The sequence below is a fragment of the Citrobacter enshiensis genome, assembly GCF_029338175.1.
Taxonomy (GTDB): Bacteria; Pseudomonadota; Gammaproteobacteria; order Enterobacterales; family Enterobacteriaceae; genus Citrobacter_D; species Citrobacter_D enshiensis.
Window position 1 is genome coordinate 4,427,249 of record NZ_CP119862.1, and the last position, 19,894, is coordinate 4,447,142.

Below are 19,894 nucleotides of genomic sequence, written 5' to 3' on the forward strand. Positions count from 1 at the left end.
GTCTGGTTTACAGTTTGAGGATGACGTGTCTCTGTGGTTCCTGAGTAATGCTGCAAAACAATAACACTGTCATACCTTTTGCGCGGGCCCACCCCGCGCTTTTTTTTTGCGCGAATATCGGCGTGCGCAATGCGTAAAAAATTATGTACACACTAATAATCACCCTGGGTATTGTAATTCTATTCAGGCACGCTATTTTATTGCAGCAATTGATTCATCATACAATTGAAATTATCTCCCGGTATCTCTCTCCTTTGGCGAGATCCGGTATTTTATGTTCATATTCCAGGAGTTCGGGTATGAGAATTTGCAGCAACAAACCTTGCATAGTGGTATTAACTGAGAAAGATGTCTGGCTGAGAGTCAATGGCAAAGAGGCAGTCAATTTAAAGGCAAACCATATGGCGCTGCTTGCCTGCGAAAATAACATCATTGATGTTTCCTCGCTCAATAATTCTCTGGTGGTGCACATCAGTCGTGACATCATTAAAGACTATCTGCGTTTTCTAAATAAAGACCTTTCACAGGTTCCGGTCTGGCAACGCTCCGCAACCCCCTTGCTGACTGCCGTTTGCCTGACACCGGATGTCTTCCGCGTCGCGGCCGCGCATAGCATAGCGGAATCACAAAATGAGAGTGAAAAAGAACGCACCCGCTCGCTGCTGTTCACCGTATTATCACGCTTTCTCGACAGCAAAAAATTCATTTCGTTATTGATGCATATGCTGCGCAGCCGCATCAGCGACAGTGTTTACCACATCATTCAGAGTGATATCCATAAAGACTGGAATTTAAGCATGGTGGCCAGTTGTTTATGTTTGAGCCCGAGTTTGTTAAAGAAAAAGCTCAAAAATGAAAACACAAGTTATAGCCAAATTATCACAACTTGTCGTATGCGTTACGCATTGAATCAATTACTGATGGATGACAAAAATATCTCACAGGTTTCTCAACTGTGCGGATATAGCAGTACATCGTACTTTATTTCGGTATTTAAAGAGTTCTATGGTATGACGCCACTGCATTATGTCAGCCAGCACCGGGAACATCGGGCCATTTAATCATCCCCCGATTTACGATGAGCCACAATAATATCAGCATTGGCGATAACCCGGCCCGCTAATAAATAAGCGGTCTCCTGAGGGCGTATCATACGTCGTACTTTAACGTAGCGATTCACCTTTCCAGGAGATAAACATGTCGACGGATGCTGATGCTCACAAAGTGGGCTTAATCCCCGTCACCCTTATGGTGTCGGGGAATATTATGGGTTCAGGGGTATTCCTGCTTCCCGCAAACCTTGCTTCAACCGGCGGGATTGCAATCTACGGATGGCTGGTGACGATTATTGGCGCGCTGGCGCTGTCGATGGTCTACGCCAAAATGTCGTCCTTAGATCCCAGTCCCGGTGGTTCCTACGCTTACGCACGCCGCTGCTTCGGCCCTTTTTTGGGTTATCAAACTAACGTTCTGTACTGGTTAGCCTGCTGGATCGGTAACATTGCCATGGTGGTCATTGGCGTCGGTTATCTGAGCTACTTCTTCCCGATCCTGAAAGATCCGCTGGTACTGACGCTCACCTGCGTCGTGGTTCTGTGGATCTTCGTTCTGCTCAACATTGTCGGGCCGAAAATGATCACCCGCGTGCAGGCTGTTGCGACCATCCTGGCGCTGGTGCCGATCGTGGGGATCGCGGTCTTTGGCTGGTTCTGGTTCCGGGGTGAAACCTATATGGCCGCCTGGAACGTCAGCGGCATGAACACCTTCGGTGCGATTCAAAGCACGTTGAGCGTCACGCTGTGGTCGTTTATTGGGGTAGAAAGCGCCTCCGTTGCGGCAGGCGTAGTGAAAAACCCAAAACGCAACGTCCCCATTGCCACCATTGGCGGGGTGCTGATTGCCGCCGTTTGTTACGTCCTCTCCACCACGGCCATTATGGGGATGATCCCCAACGCCGCCCTGCGTGTTTCAGCCTCACCTTTCGGTGACGCCGCACGCATGGCGCTGGGGAATACCGCCGGTGCCATTGTCTCCTTCTGTGCGGCGGCAGGCTGTTTAGGCTCTCTGGGCGGCTGGACACTGCTTGCCGGTCAGACGGCGAAAGCGGCCGCCGACGACGGGCTATTTCCGCCCATTTTCGCCCGCGTGAACAAAGCGGGAACCCCGGTCGCCGGGCTGATTATTGTCGGTATTCTGATGACGATTTTCCAGTTCAGCAGCATGTCCCCCAACGCGGCAAAAGAGTTTGGCCTGGTCTCTTCGGTGTCGGTCATCTTCACGCTGGTGCCGTACCTGTATACCTGTGCCGCCCTGTTGCTGCTGGGCCACGGCCACTTTGGTAAAGCGCGTCCGCTCTACCTGCTGGTGACCTTTGTGGCGTTTGTCTACTGCATCTGGGCGGTCATCGGCTCTGGCGCGAAAGAAGTGATGTGGTCGTTCGTGACGCTGATGATCATTACCGCGCTGTACGCGCTGAACTACAACCGGATCCACAAAAACCCGTATCCGCTGAATGCTCCGGTTGAACGAAATTAACCTTTGTCGTTCGTTGTTGCCCGATGGCGCGAGCTTATCGGGCAAATCACTAACCTTAAGTTCTTAAGGTTGGCTTAACTTTACTTTGCGAGGATCTGCGCCACTTAGTTGATGGAACTTCCCTAATGTTAAAGCGCCTTTTTAGAAGACCGACTCTCGGACAAATTTCCTGGCTCCTGCTGGTCTCATTCTATATTTCCATCTGTCTGAACATTGCCTTCTATAAGCAGGTATTGCAGGACTTACCGCTGGACTCCCTGCGCAACGTGCTGGTGTTTTTATCCATGCCGGTGGTGTCCTTCAGCGTGATGAATATTGCGCTGACGCTGGCCTCCTTCCTGTGGCTGAATCGCCCGTTGGCCTGCCTGTTCATTCTGGTTGGCGCGGCGGCGCAGTACTTCATCATGACCTACGGCATCATCATTGACCGCTCGATGATCACCAACATGATCGATACCACGCCGGCGGAAACATACGCCCTGATGACGCCGAAAATGGTGCTCACACTGGGCCTGAGCGGCATTCTGGCCGCCATCGTCGCCTGCTGGATCAAAATCAAACCGACCACGCCAGCGTTACGCGGTGTGATGTATCGCGCCGTCAGCGTGTTGATTTCCGTGTTGCTGATTCTGCTGGTCGCCCTCTTTTTCTACAAAGATTACGCGTCGCTGTTTCGCAATAATAAGCAGCTCATCAAAGCGTTGAGCCCGTCGAGCAGCATTGTCGCGACCTCGTCCTGGTATTCACACCAGCGTCTCGCCAACCTGCCGCTGGTACGCATTGGCGAGGATGCCCATCGCAACCCGCTGATGCTCAAAGAACCGCGTAAAAACCTGACCATCCTGATTGTTGGCGAAACATCTCGCGGCGATAACTTCTCGTTGTCGGGTTATTCTCGCCAGACCAATCCGCGTCTGGAAAAAGACAACGTGGTCTATTTCCCCCACACCACCTCTTGCGGTACCGCGACGGCGATTTCCGTGCCGTGTATGTTCTCCGGTATGCCGCGTAAACACTATGACGAAGAGCTGGCGCATCATCAGGAAGGGTTACTGGATATCATCCAGCGTGCGGGCATTAACGTGCTGTGGAACGACAACGACGGCGGCTGTAAGGGCGCGTGTGACCGTGTTCCTCATCAGGATATGACGGTACTGAATTTGCCGGGGCAGTGTATTGAGGGTGAATGTTATGACGAAGTCCTCTTCCACGGTCTGGAAGAGTACATCAACTCGCTACAGGGGGATGGCGTCATTGTCCTGCATACCATTGGCAGCCACGGTCCGACCTATTACAACCGTTATCCGCCGCAGTTCAGGAAATTTACCCCGACCTGCGACACCAACGAAATCCAGACCTGTTCACAGCAGCAGTTAGTGAACACCTACGATAATACCATTCTGTACATTGACTATATTGTTGATAAATCTATCAATATACTGAAATCACATCAGGATAATTTCACCACCAGTCTGGTTTATCTTTCCGACCACGGCGAGTCCTTAGGAGAGAACGGCGTTTATCTCCACGGTCTGCCTTACGCCATTGCCCCGGATACCCAAAAACATGTGCCGATGCTGCTCTGGCTTTCTGATGATTATCAAAAGCGCTATCAGGTGGACCAGACGTGTTTACAAAAACAGGCAAGCTCGCAAGATTTCTCCCAGGACAATCTTTTCTCGACCATGCTGGGATTAACGGGCGTGCAGACGAAGTATTACCAGGCCGCAGATGATATTCTGCAACCTTGCCGGAGGCTAACTGAATGAAAATTCTGATTGTTGAAGACGATACGTTGTTATTGCAGGGACTGATTCTGGCCGCGCAAACAGAAGGATATGCCTGCGATGGCGTCTCCACTGCACGCGCCGCAGAGCATTGTCTGGAGACCGGTCATTACAGTCTGGTGGTTCTGGACCTGGGGTTGCCTGACGAAGATGGACTGCATTTTCTGGCCCGCATCCGGCAGAAAAAATACACCCTCCCGGTGCTGATCCTCACCGCCCGCGACACGCTCAACGATCGTGTCTCCGGGCTGGATGTCGGTGCCGACGACTACCTGGTCAAACCGTTCGCGCTGGAAGAGCTGCACGCGCGCATTCGGGCGTTGCTGCGTCGCCACAACAATCAGGGTGAGAGTGAGCTGGTTGTCGGTAATCTGACGCTGAATTTAGGGCGTCGCCAGGTCTGGTCAAACGGACAAGAACTGATTTTAACGCCAAAAGAGTATGCGTTGCTGTCACGGTTGATGCTCAAAGCAGGCAGCCCGGTGCATCGCGAAATTTTGTACAACGACATTTACAACTGGGACAACGAGCCGTCGACCAATACGCTGGAGGTGCATATTCACAACCTGCGTGACAAAGTGGGGAAATCACGTATCCGCACCGTTCGGGGGTTTGGCTACATGCTGGTTGTCGCTGAGGAAAGCTAAGTGAACCTGACGCGTTTTCTGCACAGACAAATGACCCTTCGTCAGCGTCTGATGCTCACCATCGGCCTGATTCTGCTGGTATTTCAGTTGATCAGCACCTTCTGGCTCTGGCACGAAAGCATCGAGCAGATTCAGCTTTTCGAACAGGCGCTGCGCGAGAATCGTAATAATGACCGCCACATCATGCATGAGATCCGTGAAGCGGTGGCCAGCCTGATCGTCCCCGCCGTGTTTATGGTCAGTCTGGCGCTCATCATCTGTTATCAGGCGGTCCGGCGCATTACCCGCCCGCTTGCCGACCTGCAAAAAGAGCTGGAAACGCGTACGGCGGACAATCTGACCCCAATCGACATTCACAGCACCACCATTGAGATCGACGCGGTGGTCACCGCGCTGAATCAACTGGTTACCCGATTGACCACCACGCTTGAGAATGAACGCCTGTTCACCGCCGATGTTGCCCACGAATTACGTACCCCGCTTTCCGGGGTACGTCTGCATCTGGAATTGCTCTCTAAAGCGCATAATGTGGATGTCGCGCCGTTGGTGGCCCGTCTCGACCAAATGATGGATAGCGTATCTCAATTGCTGCAACTCGCCCGTGTCGGCCAGTCGTTCTCATCTGGAAATTATCAGCATGTGAAGCTACTGGATGACGTGATCCTGCCCTCTTATGACGAGCTGAGCACCATGCTGGATCAACGCCAGCAAACGCTGCTACTGCCAGACAGCGCAGAAGATGTCACGGTACGCGGCGACGCCACGCTGCTGCGTATGTTGCTGCGCAATCTGGTCGAAAACGCGCACCGTTACAGCCCGAAAGGGACAACCATTACGATCAGTCTCAAGACCGATAACGACGCCATTATGGCCGTTGAAGACGAAGGTCCGGGGATTGATGAAAGTAAATGTGGGAAGCTCAGCGAAGCCTTTGTTCGCATGGACAGCCGGTACGGCGGGATTGGGTTGGGGCTCAGTATTGTCAGTCGCATCACGCAACTGCATCACGGGCAGTTCTTCTTGCACAACCGTGAAGGAACATCAGGCACGCGTGCCTGGGTCATACTGAAGAAAGATCAGTAGGTTGTCACCCAAATGTAGGCAAAACTGCAGACGATCATGATGCTGAACACGGTGGTCAAACTTTCGTAAACACGCTTTTTCATCACACTCTCCTCCGGGACGCTGGAGGAGAGTGTGCATAATAGAGATTAAGTGAACCTTAAGTATTTACGTATCACTCATCAATACGCGGATGCTGCTGTACCAGACGCGAGCGTTTCGCCTGCAACTCAGCAATTTCCTGATCGATATCTTCGATTTTGTGTTCGATATTATCGTGATGCTCGCGCAAAATTTCTTTCGCTTCCTGAATATCCGACGCCGCTGGCGTCGCGCCTTTCAGCGGAAGGTTCGCGGTCTCTTTCATGGTGATTCCGGTCGCAAAGCCAATCAGCGCAATCACCATCAGGTAATAGGCAGGCATCATCAGATTCTGCGAACTTTCCACCAGCCAGGCCGCCAGCGTTGGCGTCAGACCGGCAATCAGTACCGAAATATTAAACGCCGCCGCCAGCGCACTGTAACGAATGTGCGTCGGGAACATCGCCGGTAACGTCGAGGCCATCACCCCGATGAAGCAGTTGAGGATCACCGCCAGCATCAGCAAACCGGCAAAAATCAGACCGATAACATTACTGTTGATCAGCATAAAGGCCGGGATCGCCAGCGCGAACAGCGCAACGCTTCCCAGGATGATAAACGGACGGCGGCCATAACGGTCACTCAGCAGCCCCATCATCGGCTGTACAAACAGCATCCCGACCATAATGGCGATGATAATCAACACGCCGTGATCTTCAGAATAATGCAGGTTATGCGAGAGATAGCTCGGCATGTACGTCAGCAGCATGTAGTACGTGACGTTGGTTGCAATCACCAGACCAATACAGGTCAGCAGGCTACGCCAGTGCTTCGTGGCAATCTCTTTAAACGACACTTTAGGGCCGTCCTGCAACCCTTCGCGGTCGCCCTGCTCCAGCTTTTCAACGTGCTGCTGAAACGCCGGAGTTTCTTCCAGCGCATGGCGCAAATAGAGACCAATAATCCCTAACGGCAGCGCAATGAAGAACGGAATACGCCAGCCCCAATCGAGGAAGTTTTCTTCGCCGACCACGGTCGAAATCAGGACGACGACCCCCGCGCCAAGCACAAATCCCGCAATGGAGCCAAAATCCAGCCAGCTGCCCATAAACCCGCGTTTACGGTCGGGCGAATACTCGGCGACAAAAATCGACGCCCCGGTATATTCGCCGCCCACTGAGAACCCCTGCGCCATCTTACACAGCAACAGCAGGATGGGCGCCCAGATGCCAATGGAGGCATACGAGGGAATCAACCCGATACAGAAGGTACTGATCGACATAATCACAATGGTGATAGCGAGGATCTTCTGGCGACCATATTTATCGCCCAACATACCGAAGAACAATCCGCCAAGCGGTCGAATCAGGAAGGGAACGGAGAAGGTGGCAAGCGCGGCAATCATCTGCACGCTGGGGTCGGCCCCCGGAAAGAATACTTTACCTAACGCATAGGCAACAAAGCCATAAACACCAAAATCAAACCACTCCATCGCGTTACCCAGTGAAGCTGCGGTAATCGCTTTACGCAATTTCCCGTCATCAATGATGGTCACGTCGCGAAGCGTGATCGGTTTTATTTTTTTCCTTTTCAGCATAGCTGTCCTCGTAGACTAAGCCCGTCTCGCTACATATCGAATTCATTGGCGCAATACGCGCTAACGTCACCGTCGAGCGTGGGGTCTGCACGGATGCAGACGTTGTAACAAGCGTAGCAGGTTTACTTCCACTGACCGTTTAAGGCCTGTACAACCGAACCTGTTGACGCCTGATTGGGCGGTTAATGACTTCTTTACCCTACCAGCGTTTAAATGTGTGATCAACTTCACACATATATGTTCTCTTCGTCATCAACTGTAAATAAGGTCATTCTCAGTCGATTTTTTGCTTACGCAAAATAGCGTTTATTGACACTCGAACGCGTCGATCATTTACCTATGAAAATGAAATATCACTGCCGTCATTATTAAGCTACCAGGTAAAAACCAATCCTCTCTTTTTACAAAGCATTCACAGCATTTTTAATATTTCATGGCATCCGGAAATGTTTCCATAAAATATGTGATACAGGTAACTAAAACGCCGTTTTATTTTGATTGAATCGTAATTCCAGAGAATGCAAGATGACAGCAGACACAACATCTCTGGGGATCGCGACACACAGTTAAAAGACCGCATCCAATTTGTGCACGCAAAGAGAAGGAGGCGCTCCTTCGCTTCCTTAGCAATATAAGATTTTGAAATTAATATAATTTATTGACTTGTCCGTGCGACAAGTTGTGAGGACGCTTATGAAAATTAAAGCCACGATTGAACGTATCCCTGGCGGGATGATGCTGGTTCCTCTGGTACTGGGTGCCATCCTGAATACTCTGGCACCCAGTACCGGTGCTTATTTCGGTGGTTTTACCAAAGGGATGATTACCGGTACCGTGCCGATTCTGGCGGTATGGTTCTTCTGTATTGGCGCCTCTATTAACTTGCGTGCCACGGGTACCGTGTTACGTAAATCCGGGACGCTGGTGATCACCAAAATCGCCGTTGCCTGGGCTGTGGCAATGATCTGTGCCATGTTTATTCCGGAAAACGGGATTCAAACCGGTTTCTTCGCCGGTCTGTCCGTTCTGGCGATTGTCTCCGCGATGGACATGACCAACGGCGGTCTGTATGCCAGCCTGATGAACCAGTATGGCACCAAAGAAGAGTCTGGCGCCTTCGTTCTGATGTCTCTGGAATCCGGTCCGTTGATGACCATGCTTATCCTGGGCTCTGCGGGTCTGGCATCGTTTGAACCCCACCATTTTGTGGGTGCTATCCTGCCGTTCCTGATCGGTTTTGCGCTGGGTAACCTTGATAAAGACTTCCGTGATTTCTTCAGCAAAGCCACGCCAGTACTGATTCCGTTCTTCGGCTTCGCGCTCGGTAACACCATCAACCTGAGTGTGATTATGGACACCGGTCTGCTGGGTATCGTGCTGGGTGTGGCGGTGATCATCATCACCGGTATTCCGCTGATTATCGCTGACCGTGTGATCGGTGGCGGGAACGGTACAGCAGGCGTCGCGGCCTCTTCCGCAGCCGGCGCTGCCGTCGCCAACCCGGTGATCATCGCGCAAATTAACCCGGCATTTGAACCGGTTGCCGCGTCGGCCACCGCTCTGGTCGCCGCCAGCGTGATTGTGACCGCGATTCTGGTGCCGATTATCACCGCCCTGTACGCCAAACGCTTCGGTAACGTCGCCACAAAAAGCGTCGCAGAGCAACCGGCTGACTCCTTAAATCACTAAATCCTCTCCGTCCCCTCTGGGCTAACCAGAGGGGACGGCGCAAATATCTCCTCCACCATCGCATGCGCCAGCCGCTGCGCCGAACAGAGTCTCGGCATCCCTAACGCCACATTTTTCCAGCGCTGCGTCACGGACCAGCACACCGGATGTTTGTCGGCATCACACCAGTCTCCAAGCCAGCTCAACAGGTCATTATCGTCGTTTGTTCCCTGGGTATTAGGCGTATTGAGCCACTGAGAGTAGTAATGGCGGGTTGTCGGTGCGGCGTGAATACTGCGCGCCAGCGCGTGACTGGCCATCGCGCACAAATTGTCTTTCAGCATCGATACGACGTCGGCATTGGCCAAACGGCAGGCATCGCCGAAAGCGCCCCACAGTAGCTCCTCAAGCGCGACAAAACAGCGCCCCGGCAACGACCAGCCGTCGTATGCTCCGGCTCGCCAGCGGGTAAAAATCTGCTCGCTGTGCTCTCCCGCCTGCACCGTCAACCCCCGTTGCGTCAGCGCCTTTTCTTTGTACGCGCAGCGCCGGGTAAACCCGTCGGTCAGGGCGTCGAGTTGCTGCAGGATGCCCGGAATAGCGTACCCGCGGGGACGTTCGCTGTGTTGCAACAGGGTCAGATGATGAGCAATACGGGTCAGCGCCAGATGGCCGGGATCAAACATCCCCGCCAGTTTTTCCATCAGCGTGAGACGCATCAGCAAATGCTCGCTGCCCCCCCCGGTCATCACCCATGTGCCAGGCTGCGCGTGGGCCAACATCTCTTGCAGCAGGCGATCGCGAAACGGCTGCTGTCGCAACGTACCGCCAGTCCGTTTGAGTTCTTCTCCCTGAACCAGAGAAACCATAAACTTCGGGTGAATACATTCCAGCATCCGCCCCGGACCTTCCCGTAACGTATTTGTCATGTCTGCTCAGTCGCAAAAAGGGTTTGGATATCGTCACGCAACAGGCGGGAGTCCTCGTATATCCACGCCACGGTAGAAATACTGTGTTGCAATTGCTGGCTCAGCGCCGCCACCGCAGATTCATGCTGTTGCCGCATCGTCAGGCTTTCTCGCAGGCTCTCCTGCAGTCCCGACAGACACTGTGAAAAGTCAGCAAAAAACGTCGTCATGCCTGCCGTAACAGCAACATCGACCTGAGCGGCCAACGCTTTGCGGATTTGTTGGCAAAAGCGGCGGACATACTCATCAAGACTTGCATGCAAGGTATTTAGATCAATGAGATAACGCGCTTTTGCTTCCACATAATCACGGCCCCCCCAGTTGGGCTGGTTCAGCCAGCGTGAGAAAGTCTTGCGCACGCTTGCGCTACGCGGATTCTGCACGTCTTGCAGGTTCTCCTGGGTGATCGCCTCATTGAACAATGGCCGGGTATTGAAGTTAAGCAGAGCAGCATGAAATGCCGGGAAGCTGATCCGCGCCCGAAAACCGGCATGACTCAGCGCCTCTTTAACCCGCGCTTCAATCGGGCGCATCGCATCCGTAAACACCCGCGCCAGCGTCGATTCAAGTTGCTCAAAGCGCAACGCCAGCTCACGGCCGACATTCTCCTGCGCCTTTAACAACACGACCTCACAGGACGCACGGATCTTGCTTAAGACGACCTGCGCCTGACTTTCGTCGTGCAACACCAGCATTTCGCCTTCTATTTCGGCTTCCGCTACCGGTGAAAACGTGTCGTGTTTTGACATCGCCACCACCTTTTCCACTCTGAAGAAGGTCCCGATGTCGCGTAAAATGTCTGCTTCTTGCTGGTTCAGCAATGTGTTAGCCGCGTCCATCGCCAACGCAACTTCGTGGCGCACTTCATCGCCTACGGACGCCTGACTTGCCCGTAACTGCTGCAAATCCTCTTCGACCCGGGTGATATTCACCTGCAGCTTTTCTTGCGCAACCGTCAGGCCGTGAAAGCGAAAATCCAGATACGCGCGCGTGCTCTGGGCATAATTTAATAACTTATGCGAAGCCGAGCGCAGAGCATAAAGCGAGGCATTGGCGTACGCCGCCTGAATGAACGTTTGCATCGGATGTTCAAACAGCGAATCCTCCCACAGCAAATCAGCCGCATGGCGAATGTGTTCAATATCGTCAAGATCGGCCATTCGCCAGCGCCGACCAAGCGCGGCCTCCGCAAAATCCTGAACCCAGCGTTGTTCCTGGGGGTCAGGCAACCGACCGTGTACCGTCAGTTCGTGGCGCGCCCGATTCGCCAGATATCCCCACATCGAAGAAACCGGATAAATTTTCCCCGGCGTAATACTGCCCTTCATCAACGTACCGGAAATCATCGCCCGGACCTGTTCAGCATCATCACTGTTACGGTCTTTTTGATCGAACTTGTTCACCAGCGCATACAGCGGGACGGATTTACCCACCGCGGCGATTGCCTGGCGCACCTCGTCATCGGAGATCGACTTCAGTTGGGTGTAGTCCATCACCGCCAGCACCGCAGAAGCGCGGGCCAGCTGTTCGTTAAGCATGGTTTGCAGGTGGGGTTGTCCAGCTTCGTTTGGCCCTGGCGTATCCAGTAAAGTCAATTGCCCCGGCGCATTCTCCAGCCCCGCCAGATGCACAAACTCAACCTCAATCACCGGAATATGTTCAATGGCGGCGTAGGCGGAAAACGGAAAATCAACCTCCAGCGCTTTTGACAAACGCACCAGATCGTTCAGGCTCTTCAGACAGTGGAAAATAGGCTGTGCGCCCAGGTAATGACGCTCGAACGCCTCGCCTTGTTCAATGCGCTGGATGAGGCTATTCATGTCTTTGTCGATTTCCAGCGCCAGTGTCAGATGCTGGCGATCGCACGCTTGCAGTCGTTGTTGCAACGTGTGCATCAGCGAATCAATCGGGGCGACATGGGAAAAAAGCAGCACCGGTTCCTGCTGACCCGGAGTGTGACGAATCAACGTCGGCAGTGCGGTCATCGGGCGATTGCGATTGGGTAACACTTCCGTTCCGACAATTGCGTTAATCGTCGTCGATTTTCCCGCTTTCATGGTGCCAACGATAGCCAGGACCATTTCCAGCCGCGTAATTTTACGCAACTCATTGTTCAGCATGGCGTGTTGGGCCGCGATGCCACGGGCGCTAAAATGCGGGGGCGGAATATTGTCCCCACTCGTTTCGTTTCCCTCGTTCCCACTCTCCAGCATCGTCGGTGAAAATGCGGGTAATTGCCTGAGATGCGAGAGCGAGAGTAATAACAAACGCTCGGCTTCCTGACTTAATTCATAGATTGTCTGTGTGTGCATGAAAAATCTTTCCTTAACGCAAATTTTTATTACTTTTATTTAGCCGCGATTTTTATTATGAATTTTCGGCATATTTAATTACGTGTAGAAAATATTTAAAAAAATAAACCTCTGATGATAATAAGGAATGTATCAATGCTGACTGACCGCTGGCGCTGGGCCTCTCGCTTACCGTAAAACGTAAGAAAGATAAAGGGATGCGTTGAATACATGTCACTTGAATTATGATGGATATATAAAATGCCAGACTCATTAACGTCATTCTTACCTACCTAAATTAGGGGGGGTAAGATTACGCTCACTAACAAAAAATCAGTACGTGTTAGCGTCGGTGGCTCATTATTATCAGAAGGTTTACCTCACCTTATCTTAAATAGCAAAACGTAGCAATTTCCCTTAAAAAAATCGCCATGATACTTTTCTTGCTCTCGCCGCGACCTTCGGCCGCAGGTTGGCATATTCTTAAGTTGGGGAATAGTCCCGACAACATTAAGGATTTTATGTATAATTGCGGCCTTTTTCGGCAATCTGCCATTATTTGGGCGCTTTTGCCCCTGCTGACTTTTTGAGGAAATCCACATGTCATTACCCCATTGCCCACAATGCAACTCCGAATATACCTACGAAGATAACGGCATGTTCATCTGCCCGGAATGCGCTCACGAATGGAACGATGCAGAACCGGCTCACGACAGCGATGAACTGATTGTGAAAGATGCCAACGGCAATCTGCTGGCAGACGGCGACAGCGTCACCGTGGTTAAAGATCTGAAGGTGAAAGGCAGCTCTTCGATGCTGAAGATCGGCACCAAAGTGAAGAACATCCGTCTGGTGGAAGGCGACCATAACATCGATTGCAAAATTGATGGTTTTGGCCCAATGAAGCTGAAATCCGAGTTTGTGAAAAAGAACTGATCGTCTTTTGTAGGCCGGATAAGGCATTCCGCCGCTATCCGGCATTTATTGCCCGATGGCGGGCTGCGATTCGGACCTACTGTACAAAATTCGAACTACACTTAACTGGCTTCTTTTACCTGAGGTAATCATTATGCCGTTAAGTCCCTACATCTCTTTTGCCGGCAATTGCGCCGACGCCATCGCGTACTACCATCAGACATTGGGCGCAGAGCTGCTCTACAAAATCAACTTCGGTGAAATGCCCAAATCGGCGCAGGACAGCGAAGACGGTTGCCCGTCCGGGATGACGTTCCCCGATACCGCCATCGCCCACGCCAACGTGCGCATTGCGGGTAGCGATATCATGATGAGTGATGCAATTGCATCTGGAAACGCAAACTACTCCGGCTTCACGCTGGTGCTTGATACGCAAAATGTCGAAGAAGGAAAACGCTGGTTTGACAACCTTGCCGCCAAAGGCCAAATCGAAATGGACTGGCAAGAAACCTTCTGGGCGCACGGATTCGGTAAAGTGACCGATCAGTACGGCGTGCCGTGGATGATTAACGTTGTGAAACAACCGCAGCCTACCGAGTAACCTGACGGGAGGCTCGCCCTCCCGTACTGTCATCAATCTCTCCTCAACTCTTCATCATCAAGTCACCAACCCTTAACAAAATCGTCACATTAATCCGCCACGATGGGTCCACTTTTTTAGTGAGGCCGCACCATGCAAACGATGATTCGTGTCGAGAAACTCTCCAAAACGTTCAATCAGCAGCAGGCGCTACACGCCGTTGATATGGACATCGCTTCCGGTGAGATGGTGGCTCTGCTTGGCCCGTCCGGTTCCGGCAAATCCACCCTTTTACGTCACTTAAGCGGTTTGATTACCGGCGATAAATCGCCAGGCAGTCATGTGGAGCTAATGGGGCGTACCGTCCAGCGCGAAGGCCGTCTGGCACGCGACATCCGCAAAAGCCGCGCCCACACGGGTTACATCTTCCAGCAGTTCAATCTGGTGAACCGTCTGACCGTACTCGAGAACGTGCTGATCGGTGCACTCGGCAGCACGCCGTTCTGGCGTACCTGTTTTAGCTGGTTCAGCCTGGAGCAGAAACAGCACGCATTGCAGGCGCTGACCCGCGTCGGGATGGCGCACTTTGCATATCAACGCGTTTCAACACTCTCTGGCGGCCAGCAGCAGCGCGTGGCCATCGCCCGCGCTCTGATGCAGCAGGCGAAGGTCATTCTGGCCGATGAGCCGATCGCCTCGCTGGACCCGGAATCCGCGCGCATCGTGATGGACACCCTGCGCGATATCAATCAGACCGACGGCATCACCGTGGTCGTCACGCTGCATCAGGTGGATTACGCCCTGCGCTACTGCGAACGCATTGTCGCACTGCGCCAGGGACACGTGTTCTATGACGGCAGCAGCCAGCACTTTGATAACGAAAGATTTGACCATCTCTACCGCAGCATGAACCGCGTCGAACAGAACGCGCAGGCTGCTTAATTTAACTGAAAAGACCAGGCAGATAAGTGAAATAGCCTGGAACAATGTCTAAGTGAGGAACATAGATGAGCTATAAAGCCGTTGCCGCGCTGGCCTTCACCAGCATGTTCAGCATCAGCACCTTGCTAAGTCCGGCTCATGCCGAAGAGCAGGAAAAAGCGCTGAACTTTGGCATTATTTCGACCGAATCACAGCAAAACCTGAAGCCCCAGTGGGAACCGTTCCTGAAGGATATGGAAAAGTCACTGGGCATAAAAGTGAACGCCTTCTTCGCCCCGGACTACGCCGGGATCATTCAGGGGATGCGCTTTAACAAAGTCGATATCGCCTGGTACGGCAACCTCTCAGCGATGGAAGCGGTGGATCGCGCCAACGGTCAGGTCTTCGCCCAGACGGTCGCCGCCGATGGATCGCCCGGCTACTGGAGCGTGCTGATCGTCAACAAAGACAGTCCGATCAACAACCTGAACGATCTGATCGCCAAACGTAAGGATCTGACCTTCGGTAACGGCGATCCCAATTCCACGTCAGGCTTCCTCGTCCCCGGTTACTACGTCTTCGCCAAAAACAACATCGCCGCCAGCGACTTCAAACGCACCGTCAACGCCGGACACGAAACCAACGCGCTGGCCGTCGCCAATAAGCAGGTGGATGTCGCCACCAACAACACCGAAAACCTCGACAAGCTGAAAACCTCCGCGCCGGAAAAGCTGAACGCGCTGAAGGTTATCTGGAAGTCGCCGCTGATCCCGGGCGATCCGATCGTCTGGCGTAAGAATCTCTCCGAAACCACCAAGGACAAGGTGTACGACTTCTTCATGAATTACGGCAAAACGCCGGAAGAGAAAACCACCCTGGAACGCCTGGGCTGGGCGCCGTTCCGCGCCTCCAGCGATCTGCAACTGGTGCCGATTCGCCAGCTGGCGCTGTTTAAAGAGATGCAGGGCGTGAAGGACAACAAAGGACTGAACGAGGAAGAGAAAACCAGCAAAACCTCGGCGCTTAAGGCGCAGCTGGATGACCTCGACCGTCTGACCGCCGCGCTGGGTGCGATGACCAGCGTGAATAAAGCGGTGCAGTAACAGATTGCCCGGTGGCGCGACGCTTACCGGGCCTACACACGTAGGCCGGATAAGGCGGAGCCGCCATCCGGCAAGACAGAACAACGGAGCCAAATATGCAAACCATCACCGTCGCCCCGCCTAAGCGTAGCTGGTTCTCTCTGCTGAGCTGGGCCATCCTGCTCGCCGTGCTGGTTGTCTCGTGGAAGGGCGCTGAAATGGCCCCGCTCACGCTGATCGAAGATTCCGGCAATATGGCGACCTTCGCCGCCGACTTCTTCCCGCCGGACTTCAGCCAGTGGCAGGACTATCTCGGCGAAATGGCCGTCACCCTGCAAATCGCCGTCTGGGGTACCGCCCTCGCCGTCGTCCTCTCGATTCCTTTCGGCCTGATGTGCGCCGACAACCTCGTGCCCTGGTGGATTTACCAGCCGATGCGTAGAGCGATGGACGCCTGTCGCGCCATCAACGAAATGGTCTTCGCCATGCTGTTCGTGGTCGCCGTCGGTCTCGGTCCGTTCGCCGGAGTGATGGCCCTGTTTATCCACACCACCGGGGTGCTCTCCAAGCTGCTTTCCGAAGCGGTAGAAGCCATTGAACCGGGACCGGTAGAAGGCATTCGCGCCACTGGTGCCAACAAAATTGAAGAGATCCTCTACGGCGTTCTGCCCCAGGTGATGCCACTACTTATCTCCTATTCGCTGTACCGCTTTGAGTCCAACGTCCGCTCCGCCACGGTGGTCGGAATGGTCGGCGCAGGCGGTATCGGCGTCACGCTGTGGGAGGCGATTCGCGGTTTTCAGTTTCAGCAAACCTGCGCCCTGATGGTGTTGATCATCGTCACCGTCAGCCTGCTGGATTTCCTCTCCCAGCGTTTGCGTAAGCACTTCATCTGATCAGCGAGGCATTGATTGCTATGCACTTGTCTACACATCCGACCAGTTATCCGACGCGTTATCAGGAAATTGCCGCGAGACTTGAGCAGGAGCTTCGTCAACATTACCGCTGCGGCGACTACCTTCCGGCGGAGCATCAGCTTGCCGCCCGCTTTGAGGTGAACCGCCACACCCTGCGCCGCGCCATCGACCAACTGGTGGAGAAAGGCTGGGTACAGCGTCGTCAGGGCGTCGGCGTGCTGGTGCTGATGCGCCCGTTCGATTACCCACTCAATGCCCAGGCACGTTTCAGCCAGAATCTGCTGGATCAGGGCAGCCATCCCACCAGCGAAAAACTGCTGGCGGTGCTGCGCCCAGCCTCCAGTCATATTGCCGACGCGCTGAGCGTCAACGAGGGCGACAACGTCATCCACCTGCGCACCCTGCGTCGGGTGAACGGCATCGCCCTGTGTCTGATTGACCATTACTTTTCCGACCTCACTCTCTGGCCGCTATTGCAGAATTTTAGCAGCGGTTCGCTGCACGACTATCTGCGCGAGCACGCGGGTCTGGCGCTGCAACGCACGCAAACGCGCATCAGCGCCCGCCGAGCGCAGGCCAAAGAGAGCAAGGTGCTTGAAATCCCCAATATGGCGCCGCTGCTGTGCGTGCGCACCCTGAACCACCGTGAAGGCGAAGCACAGGCAACGGAATACTCCGTCAGCCTGACCCGCGCCGACATGATCGAATTCACCATGGAGCACTGAATGCACTTTGATATCGCCACCCGCCAGCGCTGGATGCGCGTGCTGGCTTACAGCAACGCCGAGGCACTGAACGCGCGCATCAAGACGCTGAAGTTGACGCCGGAATATCAACTGATCCGCGCCCCGGAAACCGGACTGATGCAGATTCAGGCGCGGATGGGCGGCACCGGCAACCGCTTCTTCGCCGGAGACACCACCCTTACCCGTGCGGTGGTTCGCCTTGCCAGCGGCACGCTGGGCTACAGCTATCTGCTGGGGCGCAACAAACACCACGCCGAGCAGTGTGCCGTGATCGACGCGCTGCTGCAGGAACAGACGCATTTCCAGAACCTAATGGAAACCTTAATTGCCCCGCTGGAAGCGGAACGCGACGCCCTGATTAGCGCTCGCCGTGCCGACGTCAACGCCAGCCGGGTCGACTTCTTCACGCTGGTACGCGGAGACAACGCATGACACGATCTACGGCACTACTGACCGCTTTTAACTTACCCGTCCAGGACGCACAACAGAGCTTTCGCCGCCTGCTAAAAGCAATGAGCGAACCCGGCGTTATTGTTGCCCTGCATCAACTGAAACACGGCTGGCAGCCGCTGAATCTCGCCACCACCAGCGTGCTGCTGACGCTGGTCGACGGCGACACGCCGGTCTGGCTGGCCCCTTCCATGAACAATGATATCGCCAGTCAGAATCTGCGCTTTCACACCAACGCAACCCTGGTGGAACAACCGCAACGGGCGACCTTTGCCGTCGCCGACGAGCGCATCAGCAGCGAGCAGCTTAACGCCCTCTCCGCCGGTTCTGCCGTGGCACCGGAGACCAGCGCCACCCTTATCGTACAGGTCGCCAGCTTAAGCGGCGGACGTATGCTGCGCCTCACCGGCGCGGGCATCGCAGAAGAGCGCATGATCGCGCCACAGCTGCCGGACTGCCTGATCCACGAGCTCACCGAGCGCCCGCATCCTTTCCCGCTGGGGGTCGATCTGATCCTCACCTGCGGCGACCGGCTGCTGGCTATCCCACGAACCACCCATGTGGAGGTGTGCTGATGTACGTCGCCGTTAAAGGGGGCGAAAAGGCAATAGCCAACGCCCACGCGCTGCAGGAGAACCGACGCCGGGGCGACAGCACGATTGCCGAACTGAGCGTGGCGCAAATCGAACAGCAGATGAATCTCGCTGTCGACAGGGTGATGACCGAAGGCGGTATCGCTGACCGCGAACTGGCGGCGCTGGCGCTGAAACAGGCCAGCGGTGACAACGTCGAAGCGATCTTCCTGCTGCGCGCTTACCGCACGACTCTGGCGAAGCTGGCGGTTAGCGAACCACTGGATACCGCCGGGATGCGTCTGGAACGCCGTATCTCCGCCGTTTACAAGGACATTCCCGGCGGGCAGTTGCTGGGGCCAACCTACGACTACACCCATCGCCTGCTCGATTTTACGCTGCTGGCCAATGGAGAGACGCCGCCGCTGCGTCCCGCAGAAAATACGCAGGAACCAGCCCCGCACGTCTTTTCACTGCTGGCCAGGCAGGGTCTGGCGAAGCGCGAAGAAGATAATGGCGCTCAACCTGACGACATCACCCGCACGCCGCCGGTTTACCCCTGTTCACGTCCCTCGCGCCTGCAACAGCTGATGCGCGGCGACGAAGGCTACCTGCTGGCGCTGGCCTATTCCACCCAGCGTGGCTACGGACGCAACCACCCGTTTGCCGCCGAGATCCGCAGTGGCTACGTCGCGCTGGAAACAGTGCCGGAAGAGCTGGGATTTGCGGTGAACATCGGCGAACTGCTGATGACTGAATGTGAAATGGTCAACGGCTTTGTCGCGCCGGAAAATGAAGCGCCACATTTTACCCGCGGCTACGGACTGGTGTTCGGCATGAGCGAACGCAAAGCGATGGCGATGGCGCTGGTGGACCGCGCCCTACAGGCACCCGACTACGATGAAACGGTCACCGGACCGGCGCAGGACGAGGAGTTCGTGCTGGCGCATGCGGATAACGTCGAGGCGGCGGGGTTTGTTTCGCACCTCAAACTTCCCCATTACGTCGATTTCCAGGCCGAACTGGAACTGCTCAAACGCCTGCAACAGGAGGCCGCCCGTGACCACTAACCTCT

At 54.4% G+C, this 19,894-nt stretch carries 19 protein-coding genes; 15 read left to right on the top strand and 4 right to left on the bottom strand.

Annotated elements, in window-relative coordinates; translation table 11 throughout:
- Positions 1–299 precede the first annotated feature (299 nt).
- The 5 genes from P2W74_RS21100 to pmrB all read left to right on the top strand — a co-directional run bounded on the left by P2W74_RS21100 (position 300) and on the right by pmrB (position 6,052).
- On the top strand, positions 300–1,061 hold the full coding sequence (locus tag P2W74_RS21100) for an AraC family transcriptional regulator (RefSeq protein WP_276295245.1): 762 nt from the start codon (positions 300–302) through the stop codon (positions 1,059–1,061).
- 136 nt (positions 1,062–1,197) lie between these two features.
- Positions 1,198–2,535: an arginine/agmatine antiporter gene (gene adiC, locus P2W74_RS21105; protein WP_276293096.1), complete on the top strand. Its 1,338-nt coding sequence runs from the start codon at positions 1,198–1,200 to the stop codon at positions 2,533–2,535.
- A gap of 125 nt (positions 2,536–2,660) precedes the next feature.
- Complete coding sequence (eptA, locus tag P2W74_RS21110) at positions 2,661–4,304, top strand: phosphoethanolamine transferase EptA (RefSeq protein ID WP_276293097.1); 1,644 nt, start codon at positions 2,661–2,663, stop codon at positions 4,302–4,304.
- Positions 4,301–4,969 (top strand): two-component system response regulator PmrA, encoded by a 669-nt coding sequence (gene pmrA / locus P2W74_RS21115; protein WP_276293098.1) that lies wholly within the window; start codon positions 4,301–4,303, stop codon positions 4,967–4,969. The genes eptA and pmrA overlap by 4 nt, the downstream gene beginning before the upstream one ends.
- Positions 4,970–6,052 (top strand): two-component system sensor histidine kinase PmrB, encoded by a 1,083-nt coding sequence (gene pmrB / locus P2W74_RS21120; protein ID WP_276293099.1) that lies wholly within the window; start codon positions 4,970–4,972, stop codon positions 6,050–6,052.
- Here the strand turns inward: pmrB and pmrR are convergent.
- Entirely contained in the window at positions 6,046–6,135 is a 90-nt protein-coding gene (pmrR, locus tag P2W74_RS21125; protein WP_276293100.1) for an LpxT activity modulator PmrR, read from the bottom strand. The two genes, pmrB and pmrR, sit on opposite strands and share 7 nt — an antisense overlap.
- Before the next feature lie 71 nt (positions 6,136–6,206).
- Positions 6,207–7,709 carry a glycine betaine/L-proline transporter ProP gene (proP, locus tag P2W74_RS21130; protein WP_276293101.1) on the bottom strand — a complete coding sequence of 501 codons (1,503 nt, stop codon included), beginning with the start codon at positions 7,707–7,709 and terminating at the stop codon, positions 6,207–6,209.
- A 693-nt stretch (positions 7,710–8,402) separates the two neighbouring features.
- Between proP and kdgT the strand changes: the two genes are divergently transcribed.
- On the top strand, positions 8,403–9,398 hold the full coding sequence (gene kdgT, locus P2W74_RS21135; RefSeq protein WP_276293102.1) for a 2-keto-3-deoxygluconate transporter: 996 nt from the start codon (positions 8,403–8,405) through the stop codon (positions 9,396–9,398).
- Here kdgT and P2W74_RS21140 read toward each other — a convergent pair.
- Together P2W74_RS21140 and crfC are read right to left on the bottom strand one after the other, a co-directional pair.
- Entirely contained in the window at positions 9,395–10,306 is a 912-nt protein-coding gene (locus P2W74_RS21140) for a diguanylate cyclase regulator RdcB family protein (protein WP_276293103.1), read from the bottom strand. The genes kdgT and P2W74_RS21140 overlap by 4 nt on opposite strands.
- Positions 10,303–12,657 (bottom strand): clamp-binding protein CrfC, encoded by a 2,355-nt coding sequence (gene crfC / locus P2W74_RS21145; RefSeq protein ID WP_276293104.1) that lies wholly within the window; start codon positions 12,655–12,657, stop codon positions 10,303–10,305. Before crfC ends, P2W74_RS21140 begins: the two co-directional genes overlap by 4 nt.
- Before the next feature lie 579 nt (positions 12,658–13,236).
- Between crfC and P2W74_RS21150 the strand changes: the two genes are divergently transcribed.
- The 9 genes from P2W74_RS21150 (at position 13,237) to P2W74_RS21190 (ending at position 19,889) form a co-directional block, all read left to right on the top strand.
- The gene (locus P2W74_RS21150) at positions 13,237–13,572 is read left to right on the top strand and encodes a zinc ribbon domain-containing protein YjdM (RefSeq protein ID WP_096758651.1); all 336 of its coding nucleotides are present in this window, start codon (positions 13,237–13,239) and stop codon (positions 13,570–13,572) included.
- Positions 13,573–13,705: 133 nt separating this feature from the next.
- Positions 13,706–14,152 carry a VOC family metalloprotein YjdN gene (gene yjdN, locus P2W74_RS21155; RefSeq protein WP_276293105.1) on the top strand — a complete coding sequence of 149 codons (447 nt, stop codon included), beginning with the start codon at positions 13,706–13,708 and terminating at the stop codon, positions 14,150–14,152.
- A gap of 132 nt (positions 14,153–14,284) precedes the next feature.
- Complete coding sequence (gene phnC / locus P2W74_RS21160) at positions 14,285–15,073, top strand: phosphonate ABC transporter ATP-binding protein (protein WP_276293106.1); 789 nt, start codon at positions 14,285–14,287, stop codon at positions 15,071–15,073.
- Positions 15,074–15,138: 65 nt separating this feature from the next.
- On the top strand, positions 15,139–16,155 hold the full coding sequence (gene phnD, locus P2W74_RS21165; RefSeq protein WP_276293107.1) for a phosphonate ABC transporter substrate-binding protein: 1,017 nt from the start codon (positions 15,139–15,141) through the stop codon (positions 16,153–16,155).
- A 95-nt stretch (positions 16,156–16,250) separates the two neighbouring features.
- Positions 16,251–17,030, top strand: a complete 780-nt coding sequence (gene phnE, locus P2W74_RS21170) for a phosphonate ABC transporter, permease protein PhnE (protein WP_276293108.1) — start codon at positions 16,251–16,253, stop codon at positions 17,028–17,030.
- A 20-nt stretch (positions 17,031–17,050) separates the two neighbouring features.
- Positions 17,051–17,776, top strand: coding sequence for a phosphonate metabolism transcriptional regulator PhnF (gene phnF / locus P2W74_RS21175; RefSeq protein WP_276293109.1), 726 nt, complete (start codon positions 17,051–17,053; stop codon positions 17,774–17,776).
- Positions 17,777–18,229 (top strand): phosphonate C-P lyase system protein PhnG, encoded by a 453-nt coding sequence (gene phnG, locus P2W74_RS21180; RefSeq protein WP_276293110.1) that lies wholly within the window; start codon positions 17,777–17,779, stop codon positions 18,227–18,229.
- Positions 18,226–18,822, top strand: coding sequence for a phosphonate C-P lyase system protein PhnH (phnH, locus tag P2W74_RS21185; RefSeq protein ID WP_276293111.1), 597 nt, complete (start codon positions 18,226–18,228; stop codon positions 18,820–18,822). Before phnG ends, phnH begins: the two co-directional genes overlap by 4 nt.
- On the top strand, positions 18,822–19,889 hold the full coding sequence (locus P2W74_RS21190) for a carbon-phosphorus lyase complex subunit (protein WP_276293112.1): 1,068 nt from the start codon (positions 18,822–18,824) through the stop codon (positions 19,887–19,889). Before phnH ends, P2W74_RS21190 begins: the two co-directional genes overlap by 1 nt.
- Positions 19,890–19,894 lie beyond the last annotated feature (5 nt).

Bases quoted from the DNA above. Each gene is read 5' to 3' on its own strand.
- phnD (WP_276293107.1), top strand. From the start codon at position 15,139: ATGAGCTATAAAGCCGTTGCCGCGCTGGCCTTCACCAGCATGTTCAGC.
- P2W74_RS21140 (WP_276293103.1), bottom strand. From the start codon at position 10,306: ATGACAAATACGTTACGGGAAGGTCCGGGGCGGATGCTGGAATGTATT.
- phnF (WP_276293109.1), top strand. From the start codon at position 17,051: ATGCACTTGTCTACACATCCGACCAGTTATCCGACGCGTTATCAGGAA.
- phnG (WP_276293110.1), top strand. From the start codon at position 17,777: ATGCACTTTGATATCGCCACCCGCCAGCGCTGGATGCGCGTGCTGGCT.
- crfC (WP_276293104.1), bottom strand. From the start codon at position 12,657: ATGCACACACAGACAATCTATGAATTAAGTCAGGAAGCCGAGCGTTTG.
- eptA (WP_276293097.1), top strand. From the start codon at position 2,661: ATGTTAAAGCGCCTTTTTAGAAGACCGACTCTCGGACAAATTTCCTGG.
- phnE (WP_276293108.1), top strand. From the start codon at position 16,251: ATGCAAACCATCACCGTCGCCCCGCCTAAGCGTAGCTGGTTCTCTCTG.
- pmrA (WP_276293098.1), top strand. From the start codon at position 4,301: ATGAAAATTCTGATTGTTGAAGACGATACGTTGTTATTGCAGGGACTG.
- kdgT (WP_276293102.1), top strand. From the start codon at position 8,403: ATGAAAATTAAAGCCACGATTGAACGTATCCCTGGCGGGATGATGCTG.
- P2W74_RS21150 (WP_096758651.1), top strand. From the start codon at position 13,237: ATGTCATTACCCCATTGCCCACAATGCAACTCCGAATATACCTACGAA.
- yjdN (WP_276293105.1), top strand. From the start codon at position 13,706: ATGCCGTTAAGTCCCTACATCTCTTTTGCCGGCAATTGCGCCGACGCC.
- phnC (WP_276293106.1), top strand. From the start codon at position 14,285: ATGCAAACGATGATTCGTGTCGAGAAACTCTCCAAAACGTTCAATCAG.
- proP (WP_276293101.1), bottom strand. From the start codon at position 7,709: ATGCTGAAAAGGAAAAAAATAAAACCGATCACGCTTCGCGACGTGACC.
- P2W74_RS21190 (WP_276293112.1), top strand. From the start codon at position 18,822: ATGTACGTCGCCGTTAAAGGGGGCGAAAAGGCAATAGCCAACGCCCAC.
- phnH (WP_276293111.1), top strand. From the start codon at position 18,226: ATGACACGATCTACGGCACTACTGACCGCTTTTAACTTACCCGTCCAG.
- P2W74_RS21100 (WP_276295245.1), top strand. From the start codon at position 300: ATGAGAATTTGCAGCAACAAACCTTGCATAGTGGTATTAACTGAGAAA.
- adiC (WP_276293096.1), top strand. From the start codon at position 1,198: ATGTCGACGGATGCTGATGCTCACAAAGTGGGCTTAATCCCCGTCACC.
- pmrR (WP_276293100.1), bottom strand. From the start codon at position 6,135: ATGAAAAAGCGTGTTTACGAAAGTTTGACCACCGTGTTCAGCATCATG.